This is a genomic window from Paramagnetospirillum caucaseum (assembly GCF_000342045.1).
Taxonomy (GTDB): domain Bacteria; phylum Pseudomonadota; class Alphaproteobacteria; order Rhodospirillales; family Magnetospirillaceae; genus Phaeospirillum; species Phaeospirillum caucaseum.
The window spans coordinates 46375-66775 of record NZ_AONQ01000022.1 but is presented as its reverse complement, the minus strand read 5'-3'; the positions used below and the strand labels follow the sequence as shown (position 1 = coordinate 66775).

Below are 20401 nucleotides of genomic sequence, written 5' to 3'. Positions count from 1 at the left end.
TCATGCTGACCGCCATGGGCGAGGACACCGACCGCATCGTCGGGCTGGAGATGGGGGCCGACGATTACGTGGCCAAGCCCTTCAATCCCCGCGAATTGCTGGCCCGCATCAAGGCGGTGCTGCGCCGGACCCAGACCCCGGAAGAGGCCATGGCCGGGCACGGCGGCACGAAGGTGCGCTTCCTGGGCTGGGTTCTCGACCTGGCCAGCCGCGACCTGCATTCGCCCGAGGGCGTGATGGTGGCCCTGTCGGCGGGCGAGTTCGGCCTGCTCCAGGTGTTCGTCGAGCATCCCCGCCGGGTGCTGTCGCGCGACCAACTGCTGGATTTCGCGCGCGGCCGCTCGGCGGTGCCCTTCGACCGCTCCATCGACATCCAGGTCAGCCGCCTGCGCCGGCGCATCGGCGACGACGCCCGCGATCCGCAGATCATCAAGACGGTGCGGGGCGGCGGCTATCTCTTCACCCCGGAAGTGGAACGCCCGTGAGGACCGCCCGCTTCCGCCTGCTGCCCGACAGCGTGGTGGGCCGCACCGCTTTGGTGCTGGTCGCCGCACTGCTGATCTCGGCGGCGACAGCGGTGGTGCTGTTCGCCGCCCAGCGGCAGGAGGCGCTGGAGACCATCGGCGGGCGCAACGCCGCCGAGCGGGTGGCGGGCCTCGTCACCCTGGCCGAGCAGGTGGCGCCCCAACTGCGCCAGGACACCCTGAACAGCCAGGACACTCCCAATTTCCGCGTCGGCTGGGGCCCCCAGCCGGTCGCCCTGGACGACGAGAATTTCGGACTGGCCGCCTATGTGCGCTCGTCCCTGGAAAGCGGATTGGAGGGGCGCGGCATCAAGGTCTCCACCCGCCCCGGCCCGCTGCTGGCCGGCCCCAACACCGGCATCGGGCGCGGCGGGCGGCACATGCACGGCCCTGGGAGCGGCGCTCCGGGCGGACCCGGCATCGGCGGGCCCGGCGGCGGACGCCCCATCGGTCCGGCGCTGCGCGTCTCGGTGCATCTCAAGGACGGCTCCTGGCTCAACGTGCTGGCGCCGCTCGACCTGGGCGATCCCCTGTGGCGGCCGCGCTTCGTGGCGCCGCTGGTCATCGCCCTGGTGCTGGTCACCCTGGTCGCCCTGCTGGCGGTGCGCCGCGCCACCCGGCCCTTCGCCACCTTCGCCGCCGCCGCCGAGCGCCTGGGCGTCGATGTCTCGGCCCCGCCCCTGGCCGAGACCGGCCCGCGCGAGGTGCGCCAGGCGGCCCAGGCCTTCAACGTCATGCAGGGCCGCATCACCCGCTTCGTCCAGGACCGCACCCAGATGCTGGCGGCCATCAGCCACGACTTGAAGACCCCCATCACCCGGCTGCGCCTGCGCGCCGAGTTCATGGAGGACGACGACCAGCGCGCCAGAATGCTGACCGACCTGGAGGAAATGGAGGCGATGATCGCCGCCACCCTGGCCTTCGCCCGCGACGACGCGGCCAGCGAGCCGCGCATCCGCCTCGACCTCGCCGCCATGGTCCAGGGCATGGTCGAGGACCTGGACGATCTCGGCGCCCGCTGCGGCTACCGGGGGCCGCAATCCCTGGTGGTGGAGGCCCGCCCGGCGGCGCTGAAGCGCGCCCTGGCCAATCTGATCGACAACGCCATCAAGTACGGCGGCTCGGCGGCGGTCACCCTGGAAACCAGCGGCCGCGACGCCCTGGTGGTGGTCGAGGACCAGGGGCCGGGCATTCCGGCGGAGGCGCGGGAACGGGTCTTCGCCCCCTTCGTGCGGCTGGAAACCTCACGCTCGCGCGATACCGGCGGCACCGGCCTGGGCCTTGCCGTGGCCCGCGCCGCCATCCGCGCCCATGGCGGCGACATCACGCTGGCCGACCGGCCCGGCGGCGGGCTGCGGGTGACGGTGAGCCTGCCGGGGATGGAGGGATAGGGCGGGAGAGACCCTGAAAACATGCTTTCCCTGGAACCCAAGCTTTGGAGCGCGGGCGTCTCGCCCGCGTGCCCCTCTCCCAGCCCTACTTCTTCGGCGGCGCCAGGGTGATTTCCACCCGGCCGGTGAAGGGGCGGACCGGTGGTTTCGGCCGGGGCGGGGCCAGGGCGATCTCGTCCTCGGCCTCCAGCTTGGCCATGGCCGCCTCGACGGCCGCCGCCACCTCGGCCAGTTCGGGATCGCCGTCCAGGCTGGCCTCGCCCGCCTCGGCCAGCAGGGCCCGCATATCGTCCTCGGAAAAACCGCTGCCGCCGCCGATCTCCGGCAGCTCGTCGGCGGAAAGTGGATCGCCGTCGCTTTCCTCCAGCAGGGCGGCGATTTCGTCGTCACTCATGGCGCCGCCCAAGTCGAACAGCGAGGGTGGCGGGCTGTCGGGGGCACAAGGCACCGCCTGTTGCGACAAAGCGGCCAGATCGGCGTCGGAAAAGCCCATTTCCGCCCCCATCTCCGGCAGGTCGGCGGCGGGGGACGCATCCTCGTCCTCGTCGCTCTCCTCCAGCAGGGCGGCGATCTCGTCATCGGACATGGCGGCCTGATGGAAGGCGAAATCCGGCTTGGGCGCCTCGTCGTCGGCCGCCAGCTGGGCGTCGAATTCCTCCTCTTCCGCCGCCTCGGCCAGCAAGGTGGAAAGATCGGCGTCGGACAGGGTGGTGGAGGTCAGGTCGGCGGCGGGGGTGAACGGCTCCTCCTCCGCCTCGTCCTCGGGATCGCCCATGGCGAGGATCGCCGCCAGATCCTCGTCGGACAGCGCCCCCTCGGCCGTTTCGGGCGCCGGAGCCTCCCCCTCCTCTTCCTCCTGTCCGATTTCCTCCAGCAGGGCGGCGAGATCCTCGTCGGACAGGGCGGTGGAGCCGAGATCGCCGAGATCGGCGGGGGCGCAGGGCGCCGGCTCCTCGCCCTCGCCCAGGTCCGCCACCTCGCCCATGGCCAGGATGGCGGCAAGGTCATCGTCGGACAGGGTGCCTTCCGTCACCGGCGGGGCGGCCTCGCCCAACAAGGCCTCCATGTCGTCGTCGGACAGGATGGGAGAGCCGAGATCGCCGAGATCGGCGGGGGCGCAGGGCGCCGGCTCCTCGTCCTCGCCCAGGTCCGCCACCTCGCCCATGGCCAGGATGGCTTCCATGTCGTCGTCGGACAGGGCGCCCTCCAGAACGGGCGGCGGGGGAGCGGGCTCCTCCTCGGCCACCGGGTCCTCGAACGGCGCCGGCTCCTCCTCGGGAGCGGGCTCCTCGTCCACGGGGATCGAGCGGATGACGTTCAGCAGTTCGGTGGACAGCAGCGCCTGGAGATTGGGCTCGGGCGGCGGCGGTTCCGCCACGGGCTCCTCGGGGATGTCCTCGGTGGCCGCCCGACGGCGCAGGTGATAGACGGTCTGCTTGCCGAAATCCTTGGCCAGCGACAGCACGCCCACATATTCGCAGGCAAAGCGCTCGACGAAGTCCTCGCCCCGGTTCTGGGACTCCGAGCGCATGGCGCTCTGCTCGGCGGTCAACACCGCCACAAATTGCTGGGTGGCGTAGACGTGGCCGATCACCGTCACCGGCTCCAGCCTTGCCGCGCGGTTGATGTGGCTGCCGTAGAAGTTCTGCCGGCCGCAGATGGGGTCGATGGCCTGGAACACCGGACCGGCATGCAGCGAGATACGCAGATTGAGGGGATGGGGCAGGCGGTCGGCCAGTTCCCCGTCGGCCTTCAGCACCATTTCCTGCAGGGTCTGGGCGTATTCGGCCATGGGGGTGGCCTTGTCCATCACCGCGAAGATGGCGTCGCCCCAGGTGTTGATGGCCAGGGGCTGATGCTCCAGCCCGGCCATGCCCTCGGAAATGATGCGCAGGAAGTCGAGGAACACCGGGGTGTGTTCCTCCTTCAGCTTGGAATAGCCGGCGATATCGCAAAACATCATGGAGCGGATGACCCGGCCCTCGCCCTGCTCCTCGTCCTGGTCGCCGTCCAGGTCGGGCATGGCGGGCAGGCAATCGCCGGCCAGATCGGGGTGCTGCTGCAGCAGGCCGTCCAGATCGATGATGCGCAGTTGGGAGATGTCCTCCCACTGGTCGATGAAGTCGGCGGCGCCGCCGGCCAGCGAGCCGGGCATCATGTCCCACACCGCCAGCAGGTAGGGGGCGGTGCGCAGGAAGGTGGCCCTGAGCGTCGCCAGCCCGTGCAGGCACTGGTTGGCGAAGCGGTAGAGCATGCCGTGGCCGAGGAAGCGCTCCTCGGTGGCGTAGGTCACGGTGTTGGCCAGCTTCAGCGCGTTCCTGAAGCGCATCTCCCAGCGCGAGCCGCCATAGCGCACGTTCTCGGCGATGAAATCGTCGATGGCGTAGGGCATCACCACGTTCACCTCGGCGCCGCGCTCCAGCATGGCCTCAATGAACAGCAAATCCGAGCCGCAGGCGGCGGTGGAATAGCCCACCTGGGCACCCAGCTCGTCCAGGGACTTGGCGATCTCGGCCCGCACGGCGCTTTCCAGTTCGGGCGGAAAGTGCGGCCCCTCGCCCGGCCGGTCCAGCGCGTGGCCGGTGAACACCACCACGGTGGGCGGCTTGATGATGTCGAACACCGCCTCGGGAACGGCCAGCCCGCCTTCCTGCAGCAGGGCCAGCTGTTTCAGGGCCGCCACGGTGCTGCCGTAATGGATGCCTTCCAGGGTGCTGGCCCAGGCGAAGGAGGCCAGGGCGTCCTGCACCTCTCCCAGCAGCAGGTGGGCCTCGGCCACCGTGGCCAGCAGTTGGTAGCGCTCCTCCGGCGACAGGGTGAGGTCGGTTTCGGCGTGGGACACCCGGTCGCGGACCCGCCGCGCCAGGTCCCGCGCCCCGTCGTGATCGCCCAGCAGCCACGAGGTCACCGCCGCGTCGATGCCGTCGCGCGGCGCGTTGCTGATGTGGAAGGCGCGCAGGAACAGTTCGCGGCAATGCTCGAGATCGCCCCGCGCGCCCGACGCCAGCCAGGCCTCGCGGAACACCCCGGCCAGGGAGGTATAGGTCTCGGCGTCGGCGCTGGCCACCAGCTTCTTGCCGCGCACCAGTTCCAGCGCCTCGGCCAGTTCGGCCATGGAGGCCAGGGTGTCCTGGCTGTCCGCCTGCTCCAGCCCCTCGACGGCGCGGCGCAAGGAATTGTGCAGGCGATGGAACGGCCCCTCGTCGATCAGGATGACGTCGAGCACCGGCTGCAGCAGCTTGCGCGCCTCGTCCACCGCGCCGGTCTGCGACAGCGCCACCGCGCCGAAAATGGCCAGCTTGAAACTGTCGGGATAGGCCCTCAGCCCCTCGCGCGCCGTATCGTGGGCCAGGAAGTTCTGGCCCTCTTCCAGCAGATCGCGGGTGATCCTCTCCCACTCGGACAGGCTGCGGAGCGTATTTGCACCGGCACTGATCGGGGTCGAATCCGCCAAGGTGGGCCAAGCCTTTCCAATGGGTCTGAATACCTGTGTACCATGAGCCGGCCCGCCCCGGAAGGTCCGCCGGGACCAGGGAGCGGAACAGCCCGGCCCCATGCTAGGGCGCAAATGTTATTATCTAATTAAATCAAATAGCTAAAACGGCGATTGCGGCGATGCATCGTCCGTTGACGCCGCCCGGGCGCAAGACTACCTTGATGGGGAATTCGCTCCTTTGGCTCTGGGATCGAGGTGCGCTGTCCACCATGGCCGAGATCTACCCGCGCGAACTGATCGTCGACGAGACTCTCCCCAATTCCGAGCAATTCACCGTGACCGCGGTGGACGGCCGGGTCGGCAGGGGCATCCGGGCCAGAATTCACTTCGAACGCGGCAAGCGGGTCGCCAAGTTCGCCGGGATGCTCTCCAACACCGTCTTCCAGCACAGCCTGCAGATTTCGCCGGCAACCCACCTGCACGACCCTTATTTCGTCGGATTGCTGTCCCATTCCTGCGCCCCCAATTGCGTGCTGGATATGCAGCGCCTCGAAATTCTCGCCCTGCTGGACATCGGGCCGGGCGAGTTGCTGACCATCGACTACGCGGTGACCGAAGACACCTTGTACCGCCAGTTTCCCTGCGATTGCGGTTCGTCCCATTGCCGCCGCTGGATCACCGGGCGGCGCGAGGCGGTCAACGAGGCGGGCAAGGCCTATCTCACCGACCTGAACGGCAAGCTTCCCCGCGCCCGCCGGAGCGCGCGGTGACGGGTTCATACCCGTCGGTCGCCGCCTTCATCCAGGCCGAGCGGCCGGAGATTCCCGTCCACCTGCTGCGCCCCCGCCGCATCGAGGCCATGGCGCGGGCGTTCGTGGCGGGCTTTCCCGGCGACACCCTTTACGCCGTCAAGTGCAACGCCCACCCCCTGGTGCTGGAAACCATGCGCCGGGCCGGCATCCGCCATTTCGACGTGGCGTCGCCCATGGAGATCGAGCGGGTGGCGCAATGCGTGCCGGAGGGCGTGATGTTCTATCACCACCCGGCCAAGACGCCGGGGCAGATCGGCCTGGCCTGGCGATCGGGCGTGCGCTTCTTCGCGGTGGATTGCCTCGCCGAACTGGAGAAGGTGGCGGGGCTGACCGACGGAAACATGCGGCCGGTGGTGCGCCTTGCCATTCCCAAGGGCTCGGGCGCCGTCTACGACCTGTCCACCAAGTTCGGGGCGCCGCCGGAAATCTTCGAAGCGGTGCTGCGCCGGGCGGCCGGCATGGGCCTGAAGCCCACCGCGACCTTCCACGTGGGCTCGCAATGCCTGGACCCGCAGGCCTTCCGCCTGGGGCTGGAACTGGCCTGCCGATCCATCGACCGCAGTGGCATCGGTATCGACTGGATGGATATCGGCGGCGGCTTTCCCGCCTATTACCGCCTGACCCGGGCACCGCCGCTGCCGGCCTATTTCGAGGCGATCGCGCAAGCGCACCGGGAGCTGACCGCGCCGCGCGGCATCCGTTTGGCTTGCGAGCCGGGCCGTGCCCTGATGGCCGAGGGCGGCTCGCTGCTGGCCCGGATCAATCTCAGGAAGCCGGATGCGGTCTATCTCAACGACGGTATCTTCGGCGGGCTGACCGAAACCTATTGGGGCAAGGACCAACTGTCCCTGCCCTTCCGCCTGCTGGATTCCCAGGGCCGCCTGAAGGCCGGCCCGGCGGGCAGCTTCACCGCCTTCGGCCCCACCTGCGACGGCAACGACAAGCTGCCCTGGCCGCTGGACCTGCCCGAGAACGCGGCAGAGGGCGACTACGTGGAGTTCAACCTGATCGGCGCCTATGGCCGCGAGATGGCGGCCCGCTACAACGGAATGGCGTCGGAGCGGGTGGCGGTGATCGATGCGGATTTCGCCGGCCACCAGAGTGTGGAAGCGTTTTAGACGGATGGACTCCGTTCCCAACCGCTTGTATCGTCTGCCTAGGTCTTTTGTCGCATGAGAGGAGATTGGGATTATGAAGAAGATTATTCTCGCCATGGGCACCGTGATGCTGCTGGCCGGCTGTGGCCCGGGCCGCTGGGAGCCCTTCGGCGGCTTCACCGATCCGGTGTGCATGCCCGACGGTTCGGTGGCCTTCTATCAGGAGGCCGACACCAAGGGCAACCTGGGCGAGCCGCGCGCCAAGAAGGAAAACTGCCCCTGGAACAAGCCGGCGGCCAAGAAGTAAGCCTTCCGACGGTTTCCGTGGAAAGGGCCCCTTCCGGGGCCCTTTCTTTTTGTTGGCTTATTCCTCGGGCGGAACCGGCCGCTTCTTGCCCTTGTCGTCCACCGCCACATAGGTGAATACGGCGCTGGTCACCCTGACCAGGGCGTCGGAACCGCCGTGGCGGCGCACCCAGGCCTCCACCCGGATGGAGATGGAGGTCCGTCCCACCCGGATGACCTCGGTGTAGCAGCTGACCTCGTCGCCCACATAGACCGGCTGGTGGAACTCCATGCCTTCCACCGCCACGGTTGGGGTGTGGCCCCGCGCCCGGCGATAGGAATGAGTCCCGCCCGCCAGATCCATCTGGCTCATCAGCCAGCCGCCGAACACATGGCCGAACGGGTTGGTGTCGGCGGGCATGGCGATGGCCCGGGTGGAGAGGCGGCCGCGCGGTGCGCCGCTGATTTCGATGCTCTCGCTCATGGAATGTCCCGATCTTACAATATCTTGTGGTTAACTCCGATGACGCTACAGCATGCGCTTGCGCATCGGGCACGCATTTCTATAATGCCAGCCATGTCCGACCTGTTCCAGCAACTCGCCCCCAAGGCGACCGAATACTCCGCCAAGGACATCGAGGTCCTTGAGGGGTTAGAGCCCGTCCGCCGCCGCCCCGGCATGTATATCGGCGGCACGGACGACCGCGCGCTGCACCATCTGGTGGCCGAGGTCCTGGACAATGCCATGGATGAGGCTGTGGCCGGGCATGCCGGCTGGATCGAGCTGGAGCTGGCGGTGGACGGCACCTGCACGGTGCGCGACAACGGCCGCGGCATTCCCGTCGACCCCCATCCCAAATACCCCGACAAGAGCGCTCTCGAGGTGATTCTCACCACGCTGCACTCGGGCGGCAAGTTCGGCGGCGACGCCTACAAGGTGTCGGGCGGCCTGCACGGCGTCGGCGTCTCGGTGGTCAATGCGCTCTCCGACGCGCTGACCGTCGAGGTGGCCCGCGACCGGGTGCTGTGGAGCCAGCGCTTCTCGCGCGGATTGCCGCTGGGGCCGCTGGAGAAGGTGGGACCGGTGCAGAACCGGCGCGGCACCACGGTCATCTTCCATCCCGACCCGCAGATCTTCGGCGAACGCGCCCATCTGCGCCCCGGCCCGCTCTACCGCATGGCCCGCTCCAAGGCCTATCTGTTCCGCGGCGTGCAGATCCGCTGGAAATGCGACCCGCTGCTGATCAAGGACGGCGACGAAATCCCGGTCGAGGACACCCTGCACTTTCCCGGCGGCCTCACCGATTTCCTCAAGGCGGTGCTGAAGGACCGCCCGCTGGTCACCAAGGACATGTTCAGCGGCATCGCGCCGCTGGCCGACGACATGGGACAGGTCGAATGGGCGGTGGCCTGGCCCGACGACGACGAGGAAGGCTTCACCAACACCTATTGCAACACGGTCCCCACGCCCGAGGGCGGCACCCACGAGGCGGGCTTCAGGAACGCCCTGACCAAGGGCCTGCGCTCCTACGGCGAGATGGCCGGCAACAAGAAGGCCGGGCAGATCACCGCCGAGGACGTGATGGTCGGCGCCTGCGTCATGGTCAGCCTGTTCATCCGCGACCCGCAATTCCAGGGCCAGACCAAGGAAAAACTGGCCAGCGCCGAGGCCACCCGTCTGGTGGAGAACGCGGTCAAGGACCATTTCGACCACTGGCTGTCGGGCGACAAGGCCTCATCCGGCGCCCTGCTCACCCGCCTGATCGAACGGGCCGAGGACCGGGCGCGCCGCCGTCAGGCTAAGGAGATGAACCGCAAGACGCCCACCAAGCGCCTGCGCCTGCCCGGCAAGCTGGCCGATTGCTCGCGTTCGGTCAACGTCGGCACCGAGCTGTTCCTGGTGGAGGGCGATTCGGCCGGCGGCTCGGCCAAGTCGGGCCGCAACCGCGAGACCCAGGCCATCCTGCCGCTGCGCGGCAAGATCCTCAACGTCGCCTCGGCGTCCACCGACAAGCTGCGCCAGAACCAGGAACTGAAGGACCTGATGGAGGCCCTGGGCTGCGGCGCGCGTGACAATTACGACGACGAGAAGCTGCGCTACGAGAAGATCATCATCATGACCGACGCCGACGTGGACGGCGCCCACATCGCCTCGCTGCTGATGACCTTCTTCTACCAGGAAATGCCCGACCTGATCAGGAACGGCCACCTCTATCTCGCCCTGCCGCCCTTGTATCGCCTGGCCCACGGCCAGACCGTCATCTATGGCCGCGACGACGCCCACAAGGAAGAGTTGCTGCGCACCCTGTTCGCCGGCAAGAAGAATGTCGAGATCAGCCGCTTCAAGGGCTTGGGCGAAATGCCGCCCGCCCAGTTGAAGGAAACCACCATGGACCCCGCCAAACGCACGCTTCTGCGGGTCACCATCCCCTCGGGCCGCACCGAGGAGGACCACGAGGAGGCCAAGGACGTCGCCCGCCTGGTGGAAAGCCTGATGGGCAGGAAGCCGGAACTCAGGTTCCAGTTCATCCAGGAACGGGCCAAGTTCGCCACGGACCTGGACGTGTGATGCCGGTCAGCTCAAAGGCTGGCCTGTTTACTTATTCACCGATGGCGCCGATGGCGCAACCGTCGGCGGTCGCCCGTCAGGGTCTGTCGTCTGTTTGACGGCCGTCCCGGCGGCCTTGGCGTCCTCGGCCTTCTGCGCGTTGGGAGCGGTCGCCTTGCCGATCGAATCGCCCGTCGACCGGACGGCGTTCTCGGTGATCGTCTGGCTGACGTTGCCCATCGGGGTCTGGGCCAGGGCAGGCCAAGCCATCAGAAGCGAAGTGATTGCCAGAACGGCCCGCATGGCCATCCTCCTGTCCATGTGAGGAGAGAACGTCGAGCATGACACATTCGACAGCGATCAAAGAGGCTATTCGGCCAGTCCCCGCGCAAAACGCAAAACCATGAAGCGCCTTGCCGCTTCGCTGGTCGGAGCCCAAAAAATCTCGACCGGGCGGGAATAGTCCGGGTCCGGCAGAATCACGGCAAATCCGGTCCGTTCGGTGTAATAGACCTGCCCATGGGCGCCGTTCAAGGCGGCCATGGCCGCCGGGTTACCGGCCAGTTGGAGGAATCCCGAGGTGGGGTGGCGCGACAGCCCCCCCCCTTTCCCGGCCCCCCGCCCAACAATCCCTCCAGCAGCAGCCACCGGCCGGCTTCCGGGGAAAATGCCTCCAGGGTCACATGATCGGCCCGTCCCAACCCATCGGACTCGCGCGCCAGCATCAGGATGCGCGTGCGGATGCCGGCCCGGTTGAGAAGCACCGACAATGCCGTGGCCACATCGCCGCACGCCGTGGCGCGGGAGGCGAGATTCAACAGCGCGTCCTCGGCCCTCTCGACCGGCGCGCTCTGCGGCGCGGCCTGGTGACGGAGGTGCGCCTCATGCACGAGGCCCAGCAACCGGGGAATGACCTCGCTTCCATTGGCGACGATCTTCGCCGCCTGGCCTTCCAGCCTAGCCTGCGCCGCCCGTTCCTCCGGCCGGGGCGCCCCGCCACCGGGAGACCGCAGAACGAAGGTCTGCATTCCGCCATAGGATGGCGAAACCATCAGATCGTTGACAAAGGGCGACCTGCCCCAGGCCAGGAAAGCCGAGGCGGAACCGTCATAGAGGACGGGGCGCGGCAACGGGACGAGAGCGGAGCGCTCCATCCCGACGCCCGCCGCCGGCCAAACGGCCGCCGCCAGCCCAAAGGCAAGAAAGCCGCGGCGGGAAAGCCGGCGCTCCGACGAACCCGCCTCCGGTGTTGCGGAAACGCAACAGTGGCAAGAATGCGATATCATCGTGTCGATACTGGTTGAATGGGGTGTCTCGCCATGATACCCAAACCCTAGACAATTTGATGTATATTTTGCAGGGGGTCCTCACATGCGTTTCCGGATTCTTGGGATAGCCGCGGCGGCGGGTGCTTTTGTTCTGGGAAGCTCCGGCGCTTTCGCCGGCGGCGCCCTGCAGGCTTGTACCGCCAGCGGCTACAGCACCACCTACAGCCAGTGCTCGTCCAACACCAACAAGTCCTCGACCCAGGTTACCGCGGTTGAGACGCTGAAGGCCACCTCCACCCAGACTGCGGGCCTGATCGCCCAGCGCATCGGCAGCTTCACCGGCGCTTCTCCCAAGACGGCCAGTGGTCCGTTCCGTGGCGGCCTTTCCGGCGGCTCGAAGGATCTCGGCGTCGGCGTGTGGCTGAATGGCGGATACTCCAACATCCAGTACAACAAGACCGGCTCTGAATTCAACGGTACCGTGTGGACCGGCATGGGCGGCGTGGACTACAAGTTCACGGATGCTCTGATGGTCGGTCTGGCCGCCGGTTACGAAGACACCCAGTTGAAGACGACCTTCAACAACGGCAACCTGAATGCCTCCGGTTGGACCATCGCCCCGTACGCTCTCTACAAGTTCACCAAGAACTACAGCGTCGATGTGAGCGGCGGCTATTCCGGGCTCAATTACACCATCGACCGCCTCGACCCCCTGGTCGCCACCAAGATCACCGGCAAGACCGACGCCGATCGCTGGTTCGCCGCCGCCAACCTGAATGGCGTGTGGAGCGAGGATGCCTGGCGCTTCTCCGCCAAGTTCGGCGGCCTGTGGGCGAATGAGAGCAAGAACGCCTTCAACGAGAGCAACGGCGTCGCCACCTCCGCCCTGAGCACCAAGCTCGGCTCCGTGAACCTGGGCGGCAAGGTCGGCTACAACCTCGGCTTCATCGAGCCCTACGTCGGCGGCACCGGCCGCAAGTGGCTGGGCGACGCCGACGACAAGGCCGACTTCCTGGCGCAGGCCGGCACCTTGCTGTATATCGGCGAACTGGCTGTCGGCACCATCGAGGTTTCGACCCCGCTGGGCGACTCCAACCTCCGGCAGATCAACGTGGTGACGAACATCCGGTTCGACTTCTAATCCCACCATGTTTTCTGGAAATGGGGCGGCCAGGGTTACCTTGGCCGCCCTTATTCTTTTCCTGTTGAACGGCTGCGCCGGCTCTCCGTTCGCCGACCGCGCGTCCTCGGCCCGCGCCATAGCGTCGGAAAAAGGATGGACCGGCCTTGTCCTGGCGGATTCCGCCTTCCCGTTGCAGGCCTATATGGCCCCGCCGCGGCCGACCGAACTCCTGACCATCTACATCGAAGGCGACGGGCTGGCGTGGCGCAGCCGCTACGTGCCGTCCGCCGACCCCACGCCGCGCGACCCTGTCGGATTACGGCTCGCCGTGGCCGATCCGGCGTCCGCCGTCGCTTATCTGGCCCGTCCGTGCCAGTACCAGACCTCCAGCATGTGCTCGGTCGCCGCCTGGACCAGCGACAGGTTCTCTCCGGCGGCGGTCGCCGCGACCAACAGCGCCATCGACCGCCTGAAGATCCTGTTCTCGGCCCGCCGGGTGCTGCTGGCCGGCTATTCCGGGGGCGGAGTGATGGCGGCGGTGGTCGCCGCCGGCCGGACCGACGTGGCGGGCCTGCTCACCATCGCCGCCCCCCTCGACGTGGGTGCGTGGGTACGCCATCACGACGTGGCCCCCCTGAGCGGGTCCCTGGACCCCGTCCAGTGTTGCGCCCCCCTCCTGGCGCGCCTCCCCCAGCGGCATGTGGTGGGGCTGAGGGACGATGTCGTGCCCCGTTCGGTGGTGGATTCCTACCGCCGCGCCCTGCCCGCCGCCGCCGCCGCCGGCGTTCTCGGGGTCGATTCCGACCATCATTGCTGCTATGTGACCGTGTGGCCCGGCCTGGCCCCCCGGCTGCGGCAGGCGATCCTGGCCAAGGAGGAATGATGAGCGCGGCGTCCGACTCCCATCCATCCCCCCTTGCCGAGGGACAGATGGCGGCCTGGGCCATCGCCGCCCTGCTGGCCGCCGGACAGTTCACCTTCCTGCTGGCGCTGGCCCCCCTGGCCGGTATCGGCATCTGGTTCCAGTCCGAACCGGTGAGCGCCGCCAATGCCGGGCTAGCCGGGCTGGTGCTGGCGATCCTTGCCCTGAACCGCGCCGGGACGCGCCGGCCGCCGCTCAGCGTGCTGGTTCTTCTTGCCATGGCCGGCTGGTCGGCGGCAGCCCTGCCTTTCGCCGTTTCCGCCGCGGGAAGCTGGCTGGGCACTCCCCAGAGCGGCCATGGCGTCGGCTGGCTCCTCACCGTGGCCGCCCTGGCCATGGGGGCCTCGTCCCTGCGGCACCGCAAAGCCCCCCAGGCCCTGCTGGTGGCGGCCATGGCGGCGGGGGCGGCCGTCATGATCGCCCTGAACCGTTGGGCCCCCATGGCCTGGCGCCCGCAGCACTTTACCGACGCGGGAGCCTTCAACGCCCTGTTCGCCTGGATGGCGATCATGGCCTGGCGGCCGCGCCGGCCACTCGTTGCCGGACTGGCCGGATTGGGCCTGGTCGGGCTCGTCTTCCTGTCCGACAACCGTAGCGCCTACCTGGCGCTCCTGGCCGGTGTCCTGTGTTTCGCCGGTGCCGCATGGGCCAACCGCAAGCCCTTCGGCCGATGGGCCATGGCGGCATTGCCGCCCCTGGCAGCGGTATCGCTGACCCTTGGCGTCTTCGTTCTTGGCCGCTACGGCATCCTGCACGACGTTCCCCATTCCTTGCGCGATACCGTGGTCTCGCGGGCCAATATGATCCGCGTGGTCGCCGAGGAACTGAGGATCGACCCCCTGGCCCTGCTGACCGGCCGGGGCTGGGGAAGCTTCGATGTGGCCCTGGCCCGCTCCATGGCCTTGGACCATGTGGCGCTGCAATCGGAAGCCAGCGACGAGTTCCTGTTCTGGGATGCTGCCCACCGCAACGACTTCCACCCCCACAACGAGGTGGTCGAGGCGACGCTGTCGGCGGGAGTGCCGGCCGGCATCGCCGTAGCGGCATTTCTCGGCCTGCTGGTTCATGGTGCGTCCCGCCGCTTCCGCCCCGCCGCCACGGGGTTTTCCGTCGCCCTGGCGGTCCTGTCCTGCATGTGGTTCCAATTGCCCACCTCGGTGCCGGCCTTTGGGGCCGCGGTCGGGCTGATCGGCCTGTCATGGCGGCGCGCGGGGCATGGGCAAGCGCTGCGCCGTGCCCTGGGAGCCGGCGCCGTCCTGCTGGTCGCCACCTCGGCAGCGTTATGGCTCCGCGCCGAGGCCGGCCGGCGGGAATTCGCCGCCATTCCCCCCGACGATTGCCGTCCCCTTCTGGCAGGACAGGCGCGCATTCATGCGGTCTGGCTGATCCAGACGCAATGGCACCATCTGAGCGACGTGATCAGCAGCAAGGCGCCAACCGACGAGGTCGCCGTCGCGGCCGAACACATGCGCCGGCGCCTGTGCGCCGCAGACACCATGGCCCTGGCGCGGGACGGCCTTCCCCTGGCTGTCGAGGGGACCATCATCCGCTCCGATCTCGCCGCCCAGTCATGGCCGGCGGCGAGCGCCGGGCACAGGGCCGAACTTCTCTCGCCCCTGAAGGACGGACTGGTGCGTACCTTGGCGATGGCGCCCCGGCGAAGCGATCTGGCGGCACCTTACCTGTCGTCCCTGCTTGCCGGAAAACGGGAGGCCGAGGTCTCCGAATTCGTCGCCCGCCATCTTCCGGCCGACGATCCGGTCGGCCTGTGGTACGCCGGCATCGTCATGCTGGGAAACCGGGAGAGCTTCCCCGAGGGTATCCGGAAGCTGCAGAAGGCCATGCATATGGGGGTGGAGCGCTTCATCATGATTCCGCCGGAATTGAAGACGCAGATCGCCAGTTACAGATAGGCGCCCCCGCCCCATCATGACCGACCATCAGGAGAAACCGACCATGGCTGACGAGAATCTGAGCCCCGGCAACATCGCCAAGGCGCTGGACGTGTCCGACGGCAAGGTGAAGAAGGCCATCAAGGATCTGGGCCTGGAGCCCGCCGCCAAGCGCGGCGTGTGCAGCTTCTACGCTCCCGATCAGGTGGCCAAGATCAAGACGGCCGTCGGGGCCTGAGCCCCGGACATCCCACCGGCGGGCGCCGAGGAACCGCTTATCCTCTCCCGCCCGGACGCGCCGTCCCCAACAGGCCGGCGACGAAGCCGCCCACGAACCACAGGGCCACCGGGGACTGCGCCGCAACCGCCAGGGCGGGGGCCGGACACAATCCCGCCAGCCCCCAGCCGGCGCCGAAGACCGCCGAACCGATCAGCAGGCGGGCGTCGAGACGCGACGGCGGCACGGCGGGCATCCCGGCACACAGCATGGGCCGACCCCGGCGGCGCAGCAGCCACTGGCCGAGCGCCGCCACACCGACGGCACCGCCCATGGTGGCGGTCAGCCGGGGGTCCCAATGCCCGAAGAAATCCAGGAAGCCGATCACCTTGGCCGGATCGGTCATCCCCGACAGGGCCAGTCCGGCGCCGAACACCACGCCGCACAGCAGGAAAAGCGCGGCGCGGCTCATGGCGCCGGCACTCCCGCCAGGGCAACCATTCCCGCTCCCACCGCGATGAACAGCACGGTGGCGACCAGCGAGCGCGGCGACAGCCGGGCGATGCCGCACACCGCGTGGCCGCTGGTGCAGCCGTTGGCCAGCCCGGCCCCGATTCCCACCAGCAGGCCGGCCAGGACCAGCCGCCCCGGCGAAGCGAAGGCGGTCACCGGCGGCGACGCCAGCAGGGCCTGGACCAGCAGGGCGCCCAACGGCAGGCCGAGCACGAAGGCGATGGCCTCGACCCGTCCCGCCAGGGCGTTGCGGACCAGCCCGCTGACCCCGGCCACCCGGCCGAAAGCCAGCATCAGGCCAGCCGCCGCCAGCCCGATCAATCCCCCGCCAGCCAGGGCAAGACCCCAATCGGCGGCCGACAGCGCCACCATTATTCGGCGGCCTGCTTCCTGACGGCGAACTGGTCATAGGCTTCCAGCGCCAGGGCGCCGTACATCAGCGATGGGCCGCCGCCCATGTACACCGACATGGCGATGGTCTCCATGACCTCCTCGCGGGTGCCGCCCAGTTCCACCACCGCCTTGGCGTGGAAGGCCAGGCAGCCGTCGCAGCGCGCCGCGATGCCCAGCGCCAGGGCGATCAGCTCCTTGGTTTTGCCGTCCAGGACACCGTCGGCGGTGGCCGCCTTGGCCATGGCGGAAAAGCCCTTCATCACCTCGGGCACCCCGCCGCGCACCTGTCCGACCATCTTGGACAGCCCGTTGGCCAATTCGTTCCAGTCCTTGAGCATCACGCACCTCGCCTTGGGAAGAATAATATTTTAGGTGAGGCTAATATATAGATACGGCGGCGGGTTTCAAGGGGAGGGTCCGCATGGCGGTACCGCCCGGCGGCCGGAGCGGGGCCGCCGGGGCGAAGGGAAGCCCTGTGGTCGACGTCAGTGACCCTGCGACCGGCTCGGCGGACGCGCGGACGGCGGCGGCGGGGCGCTGGGCGGCGGCCGGCGGACCGGCGGCACGTCGTCGGCATCCTCGTCCGCCACCTTCTGGCGGATCACGAACCCCTGCAGGGCCCAGCCGATCACGTAGAAGGTGCCCACGAAGAACCACAGTCCGGCCAGGGTGAAGATCACCGTCCGATGCAGCGCGTCGTCTCCCGCGCCGAACACCCCCAACGACCACAGCATGGGGGCTCCGAACAGAACAGCGACGGCTCCAGCCAATCCCAGCCGTGTCCACCCTGTCGAACGTATATACGATATCCTGTATGCCGACATGGCCTCAGTCCTCCCCCGGCCCATTCCCCATGGGTCCGTCAAGGATTCTGGACGTTTGCGCAGCGAACCGCAACCCGGCTTATCTGCATGCCTCCCTGGAGACTATTCGAATAATCCCGTGACACAGTGTGTCGCCAATGGTTATTTTTCTTGAATACGTCCAGAACTGGAGGGTTCGGGCGAGAAACAAATATAAGTGGCGGGCGAGGACCAGAATGGTCTCAAGTCGAGAAAATTTCGAGGTTCAGGTCAACAAGGGCGGCCGGTGGGCGACCGAGACGGTCGTTCCCAAGGAAGTGGAAGCGCGGGCGCTGGCCAAGAAGTTCCTGGCCGACAAGAAGTGCGAGGGCGCCCGGATCGTCCGCAACTGGATGCGCTCCGACGGCACCATGGACGAGACCGAGATCTTCGCCCAGACCCGGGCGGGCGCCGATGACGGCCCGGTCCGCATCTCCCAGATCGACGAAGTCCCGGAAAAGTGCGAGACCCCGGAAGAGTTCATGGGGCCGCAGGGCCGCAATACGGTCAACCGCATCTTCCGCAGCTATCTCGACAAGGCGATCCTGACGCCCACCGAGCTGATGCACAATTACAAGGAACTGAAGCGGCTTCAGGACAAGGATACCCTGGTGCCCTCCGCCGTGGACCGGGTGTCCCAGTTGCAGACCAAGGATTCCGAGCAGGATTCCAAGTCGCGCAGCCAGGAGATCTTCAAGTCCATCGACGACATCTCGGCCCGCGCCAAGCGGGTGGAGAACGTCAAGCTGCCCAAGCTGGACGGCTGTTTCTCCGACGCCATCAAGGAAATCCGCGCCCAGGCCGGGGGCGAGGACGTCGATTACCTGGCCATGGTGCTGCTGTCGCGCGACCTGATCAACGCGCGCTCCTGGGTGGGCAAGCTGGAGTTCCTGTGCAAGCTGGCGGTGGAGGATTCCGATCCCCATGCCGTGGAATTGCTGGACGGCGTCATCGCCGACGTGCTGGGCTCCGCCGTGGTGCAGGAGATCCTGGGCTGGCAGCCGGGCCTGGGCGCCGCCATCTGCCGCATGTTCGATCTGGCAGACGGCAAGTTCCCCACCGAGAAGAGCGAGGCCGGCGAATCCGCCGAAATCCTCAACCGCCTGTTCGCCGAGAAGAAGCTGCCCATCAGCCGCGCCTGCATGCTGGACCGCGCCCACCGCCAGATCAGGTCGCCCAATCCGCTCTACCGCAGCGAAAGCGGCAAGGAACTGGAGGAGCTGAAGAAGCTGGTCGAGCGCACCATGACGCCCACCGGTTTCATCTCGGGCTCCGAAACCGCCGAGGCGTTGACCATCCGCTATTCCCGTCAGATCGAGCAGGGCGGCGCCCCCGGCCGCAAGGCCACCGTCAACGGCCTGTTCCGCATGCTGCCCGACCGGGCACAGGGCCTGGTCTATCTCTGCGACCTGGCCGGCTCGCCCTGGGGCGGCACCGCCACCCCGGAAATCGCCGAGCTGGTGGATTACTGCCTGTCGGCCCGCCATCTGGGCGATTTCTGCGTGCGCTCGCTGCCGCCCAAGGAAAAGATGCTGCGCGCCACCCTGGCGCACAAGATCGCCGCCGCCGCCGCCTTTCCGCCGGCGGTCCGCGAGAAGATCTGCGGCTTCATCGACACCATGCTGGAGGCCTATCTGGTCACCGAGCAAATCGTCGAGAAGCTGGACCACCAGGATTCCCACCTGCGCGACCGCGCCGTCCGTCTGGTGCAGTTCTGCGCCGCCGGCGTGCTGCCCGAGGGCAAGGCCATGAACCGCGCCCGCCAGCGCATCCTGTCGCTGCTGCGCCAACCCAATTTCGACGCCCATTTCATCGACGGCTTCACCGACCCGGTGCGGGCCCAGAAGGCGCTGCGCGACTTTCACATCCTGCTGGTCAAGGCCGGCTTCGGCTGACCGGGCGGACCGGAATGCGGCCGGGACGGCCGCGTTCCGGGAAAGAGGGCGCCTTGGAGCGCCCGCTCAATCCTCTTCCGGATGGGAATGCGGCCCCCGCAGCGGCTTGGCGCAGTGGGGGCATACGTGCCCCGTCTCCACCGACTGCCGCAGGATCAGCGACGCCTCCTCCTCGGACAGCTGCAGGGTGCGCCGGGTGCGGTCCAGCAGGCGGCGCTCCGAACGGTTGATGGAGCCGTCCTCCAGGGCCTTCTCCACCGCCTCGCGGTATTCCTCGCGGCGGATGCGCATCTGCTCGGAAAAACCCGAGGCCAGCACACCGGCGGGCAGGGCGATCATGCCGACGCCCAGGATGGCGGTCAGCGCGCCGAGCAGCCGGCCCAGCGGGGTGATCGGCACCATATCGCCATAGCCCAGCGTGGTCAGGGTCACCACCGCCCACCACATGGCGGTGGGGATGTCGCTGAACACGTGGGGCTGGGCCCGGTGCTCGAACAGGTAGATCAGGCTCGACGTCAGGACCAGGATCACCGCCATCACGAACAGCACGGCGCTGATCGAGCGCGCCTCCTGGCGCGCCACCGCCGCCATGACGCTCATGGCCAGGGAATAGCGCCCCAGCTTGAAGACCCGCAGCACGCGCAGCACCCGGATCGCCCTGAGGTCCAGTTCGACGAACATGCCCATGTAGAAGGGCAGCACCGCCAGCAGGTCGACGATGGCCATGGGCGACACCGCCCAGCGCAGCCGCCCCCACAGGGGATGGCGGAAGCGGGGATCGTCGATCTCCACCGCCGTCCACAGGCGCAGCAGGTATTCCAGGCTGAAGATGGCCACCGAGGCCAGGTCGAAGGCGTGGAAGACCGGCCCGTGGGCGATGGACAGATGCTCGATGGATTCCAGCACCACCGCCACCACGTTCAGCACGATCAGGGCGATCAGGAAGGCGTCGACCACCTTGACCAGCAGGTCGGAATGGCCTTCGCCGCCCAGCATGTGGTAGACCGTGCGCCGCAAGGTGCGCCGCCGCCGCACATGCCGCGGGCCCGGATGCGGATGCCCCGGTTGCGGTTGTGACGGCTGCGGATGGGCGGAATGGCTTTGGGTCACAAAATGGCCGATGTTAAAGACGCTATTTTGCGCCACCATATCCGAGCAGCCCCGGCGAGGGAAAGGGCCGGACGGTGACGGAATTTCATGGCGCCGACCGGATGCGTTACTTTAGTGTATATTAATATAATAG

At 67.9% G+C, this 20401-nt stretch carries 21 protein-coding genes; 11 read left to right on the top strand and 10 right to left on the bottom strand.

Annotation, left to right across the window (positions count from 1 at the left end; all coding sequences use genetic code 11):
* Positions 1-485 (top strand): winged helix-turn-helix domain-containing protein (locus H261_RS09960; RefSeq protein WP_008616968.1); only part of this gene is annotated, 485 nt, incomplete at its 5' end.
* Positions 482-1915: an ATP-binding protein gene (locus H261_RS26035; protein WP_008616967.1), complete on the top strand. Its 1434-nt coding sequence runs from the start codon at positions 482-484 to the stop codon at positions 1913-1915. The genes H261_RS09960 and H261_RS26035, both read left to right, overlap by 4 nt.
* 85 nt (positions 1916-2000) lie before the next feature.
* Here H261_RS26035 and H261_RS09950 read toward each other — a convergent pair whose 3' ends face one another.
* The gene (locus H261_RS09950) at positions 2001-5369 is read right to left on the bottom strand and encodes an adenylate/guanylate cyclase domain-containing protein (protein WP_008616966.1); all 3369 of its coding nucleotides are present in this window, start codon (positions 5367-5369) and stop codon (positions 2001-2003) included.
* A 251-nt stretch (positions 5370-5620) separates the two neighbouring features.
* On the opposite strand from H261_RS09950, the gene H261_RS09945 reads away from it, so the two are divergent.
* From H261_RS09945 to H261_RS09935, 3 genes are all read left to right on the top strand, one after another.
* Entirely contained in the window at positions 5621-6121 is a 501-nt protein-coding gene (locus H261_RS09945; RefSeq protein WP_008616965.1) for an SET domain-containing protein-lysine N-methyltransferase, read from the top strand.
* On the top strand, positions 6118-7281 hold the full coding sequence (locus tag H261_RS09940) for a type III PLP-dependent enzyme domain-containing protein (protein WP_008616964.1): 1164 nt from the start codon (positions 6118-6120) through the stop codon (positions 7279-7281). Before H261_RS09945 ends, H261_RS09940 begins: the two co-directional genes overlap by 4 nt.
* 73 nt (positions 7282-7354) lie before the next feature.
* Positions 7355-7567, top strand: a complete 213-nt coding sequence (locus H261_RS09935) for a hypothetical protein (protein WP_008616963.1) — start codon at positions 7355-7357, stop codon at positions 7565-7567.
* Between the two features lie 57 nt (positions 7568-7624).
* On the opposite strand, the gene H261_RS09930 is transcribed toward H261_RS09935, so the two are convergent.
* Positions 7625-8029, bottom strand: a complete 405-nt coding sequence (locus H261_RS09930) for an acyl-CoA thioesterase (RefSeq protein WP_008616962.1) — start codon at positions 8027-8029, stop codon at positions 7625-7627.
* A gap of 93 nt (positions 8030-8122) precedes the next feature.
* Here H261_RS09930 and parE point away from each other — a divergent pair, with 93 nt between their 5' ends.
* Complete coding sequence (gene parE, locus H261_RS09925; protein ID WP_008616961.1) at positions 8123-10114, top strand: DNA topoisomerase IV subunit B; 1992 nt, start codon at positions 8123-8125, stop codon at positions 10112-10114.
* Between the two features lie 27 nt (positions 10115-10141).
* Here parE and H261_RS09920 read toward each other — a convergent pair whose 3' ends face one another.
* The 3 genes from H261_RS09920 to H261_RS09915 form a co-directional block, all read right to left on the bottom strand.
* On the bottom strand, positions 10142-10396 hold the full coding sequence (locus H261_RS09920) for a hypothetical protein (protein ID WP_008616960.1): 255 nt from the start codon (positions 10394-10396) through the stop codon (positions 10142-10144).
* Positions 10397-10462: 66 nt separating this feature from the next.
* Positions 10463-10636, bottom strand: a complete 174-nt coding sequence (locus tag H261_RS25420; RefSeq protein ID WP_161625022.1) for a hypothetical protein — start codon at positions 10634-10636, stop codon at positions 10463-10465.
* Positions 10624-11247: a hypothetical protein gene (locus H261_RS09915; RefSeq protein WP_008616958.1), complete on the bottom strand. Its 624-nt coding sequence runs from the start codon at positions 11245-11247 to the stop codon at positions 10624-10626. Before H261_RS09915 ends, H261_RS25420 begins: the two co-directional genes overlap by 13 nt.
* A gap of 217 nt (positions 11248-11464) precedes the next feature.
* On the opposite strand from H261_RS09915, the gene H261_RS09910 reads away from it, so the two are divergent.
* From H261_RS09910 to H261_RS25415, 4 genes are read left to right on the top strand one after another with little or no spacing between them, the layout of a single operon-like run.
* Positions 11465-12502: an autotransporter outer membrane beta-barrel domain-containing protein gene (locus tag H261_RS09910; RefSeq protein WP_008616956.1), complete on the top strand. Its 1038-nt coding sequence runs from the start codon at positions 11465-11467 to the stop codon at positions 12500-12502.
* A gap of 40 nt (positions 12503-12542) precedes the next feature.
* Positions 12543-13367, top strand: coding sequence for a hypothetical protein (locus H261_RS09905; RefSeq protein ID WP_008616955.1), 825 nt, complete (start codon positions 12543-12545; stop codon positions 13365-13367).
* A 47-nt stretch (positions 13368-13414) separates the two neighbouring features.
* Positions 13415-15319 carry an O-antigen ligase family protein gene (locus tag H261_RS09900; RefSeq protein ID WP_040476156.1) on the top strand — a complete coding sequence of 635 codons (1905 nt, stop codon included), beginning with the start codon at positions 13415-13417 and terminating at the stop codon, positions 15317-15319.
* Between the two features lie 43 nt (positions 15320-15362).
* Complete coding sequence (locus H261_RS25415; protein ID WP_161625021.1) at positions 15363-15536, top strand: hypothetical protein; 174 nt, start codon at positions 15363-15365, stop codon at positions 15534-15536.
* 37 nt (positions 15537-15573) lie between these two features.
* On the opposite strand, the gene H261_RS09890 is transcribed toward H261_RS25415, so the two are convergent.
* The 4 genes from H261_RS09890 to H261_RS09875 form a co-directional block, all read right to left on the bottom strand.
* The gene (locus H261_RS09890) at positions 15574-15987 is read right to left on the bottom strand and encodes a DUF6691 family protein (RefSeq protein ID WP_008616952.1); all 414 of its coding nucleotides are present in this window, start codon (positions 15985-15987) and stop codon (positions 15574-15576) included.
* Positions 15984-16400 (bottom strand): YeeE/YedE family protein, encoded by a 417-nt coding sequence (locus H261_RS09885; protein ID WP_008616951.1) that lies wholly within the window; start codon positions 16398-16400, stop codon positions 15984-15986. The genes H261_RS09890 and H261_RS09885 overlap by 4 nt, the downstream gene beginning before the upstream one ends.
* Positions 16400-16759, bottom strand: a complete 360-nt coding sequence (locus H261_RS09880) for a carboxymuconolactone decarboxylase family protein (protein ID WP_008616950.1) — start codon at positions 16757-16759, stop codon at positions 16400-16402. The genes H261_RS09885 and H261_RS09880 overlap by 1 nt, the downstream gene beginning before the upstream one ends.
* Positions 16760-16906: 147 nt before the next feature.
* Entirely contained in the window at positions 16907-17155 is a 249-nt protein-coding gene (locus H261_RS09875) for a hypothetical protein (RefSeq protein WP_008616949.1), read from the bottom strand.
* A 305-nt stretch (positions 17156-17460) separates the two neighbouring features.
* On the opposite strand from H261_RS09875, the gene H261_RS09870 reads away from it, so the two are divergent.
* Positions 17461-19158, top strand: a complete 1698-nt coding sequence (locus H261_RS09870; RefSeq protein WP_008616948.1) for a hypothetical protein — start codon at positions 17461-17463, stop codon at positions 19156-19158.
* Positions 19159-19224: 66 nt separating this feature from the next.
* On the opposite strand, the gene H261_RS09865 is transcribed toward H261_RS09870, so the two are convergent.
* Positions 19225-20175 carry an ion transporter gene (locus H261_RS09865; protein WP_200860249.1) on the bottom strand — a complete coding sequence of 317 codons (951 nt, stop codon included), beginning with the start codon at positions 20173-20175 and terminating at the stop codon, positions 19225-19227.
* Positions 20176-20401: the final 226 nt, after the last annotated feature.

Bases quoted from the DNA above. Each gene is read 5' to 3' on its own strand.
- H261_RS09900 (WP_040476156.1), top strand. From the start codon at position 13,415: ATGGCGGCCTGGGCCATCGCCGCCCTGCTGGCCGCCGGACAGTTCACC.
- H261_RS09935 (WP_008616963.1), top strand. From the start codon at position 7,355: ATGAAGAAGATTATTCTCGCCATGGGCACCGTGATGCTGCTGGCCGGC.
- H261_RS09885 (WP_008616951.1), bottom strand. From the start codon at position 16,400: ATGGTGGCGCTGTCGGCCGCCGATTGGGGTCTTGCCCTGGCTGGCGGG.
- H261_RS09870 (WP_008616948.1), top strand. From the start codon at position 17,461: ATGGTCTCAAGTCGAGAAAATTTCGAGGTTCAGGTCAACAAGGGCGGC.
- parE (WP_008616961.1), top strand. From the start codon at position 8,123: ATGTCCGACCTGTTCCAGCAACTCGCCCCCAAGGCGACCGAATACTCC.
- H261_RS09930 (WP_008616962.1), bottom strand. From the start codon at position 8,029: ATGAGCGAGAGCATCGAAATCAGCGGCGCACCGCGCGGCCGCCTCTCC.
- H261_RS09945 (WP_008616965.1), top strand. From the start codon at position 5,621: ATGGCCGAGATCTACCCGCGCGAACTGATCGTCGACGAGACTCTCCCC.
- H261_RS09880 (WP_008616950.1), bottom strand. From the start codon at position 16,759: ATGCTCAAGGACTGGAACGAATTGGCCAACGGGCTGTCCAAGATGGTC.
- H261_RS09875 (WP_008616949.1), bottom strand. From the start codon at position 17,155: ATGCTGTGGTCGTTGGGGGTGTTCGGCGCGGGAGACGACGCGCTGCAT.
- H261_RS09910 (WP_008616956.1), top strand. From the start codon at position 11,465: ATGCGTTTCCGGATTCTTGGGATAGCCGCGGCGGCGGGTGCTTTTGTT.
- H261_RS25415 (WP_161625021.1), top strand. From the start codon at position 15,363: ATGGCTGACGAGAATCTGAGCCCCGGCAACATCGCCAAGGCGCTGGAC.
- H261_RS09920 (WP_008616960.1), bottom strand. From the start codon at position 10,396: ATGCGGGCCGTTCTGGCAATCACTTCGCTTCTGATGGCTTGGCCTGCC.
- H261_RS09915 (WP_008616958.1), bottom strand. From the start codon at position 11,247: ATGGAGCGCTCCGCTCTCGTCCCGTTGCCGCGCCCCGTCCTCTATGAC.
- H261_RS25420 (WP_161625022.1), bottom strand. From the start codon at position 10,636: ATGGCCGCCTTGAACGGCGCCCATGGGCAGGTCTATTACACCGAACGG.
- H261_RS09890 (WP_008616952.1), bottom strand. From the start codon at position 15,987: ATGAGCCGCGCCGCGCTTTTCCTGCTGTGCGGCGTGGTGTTCGGCGCC.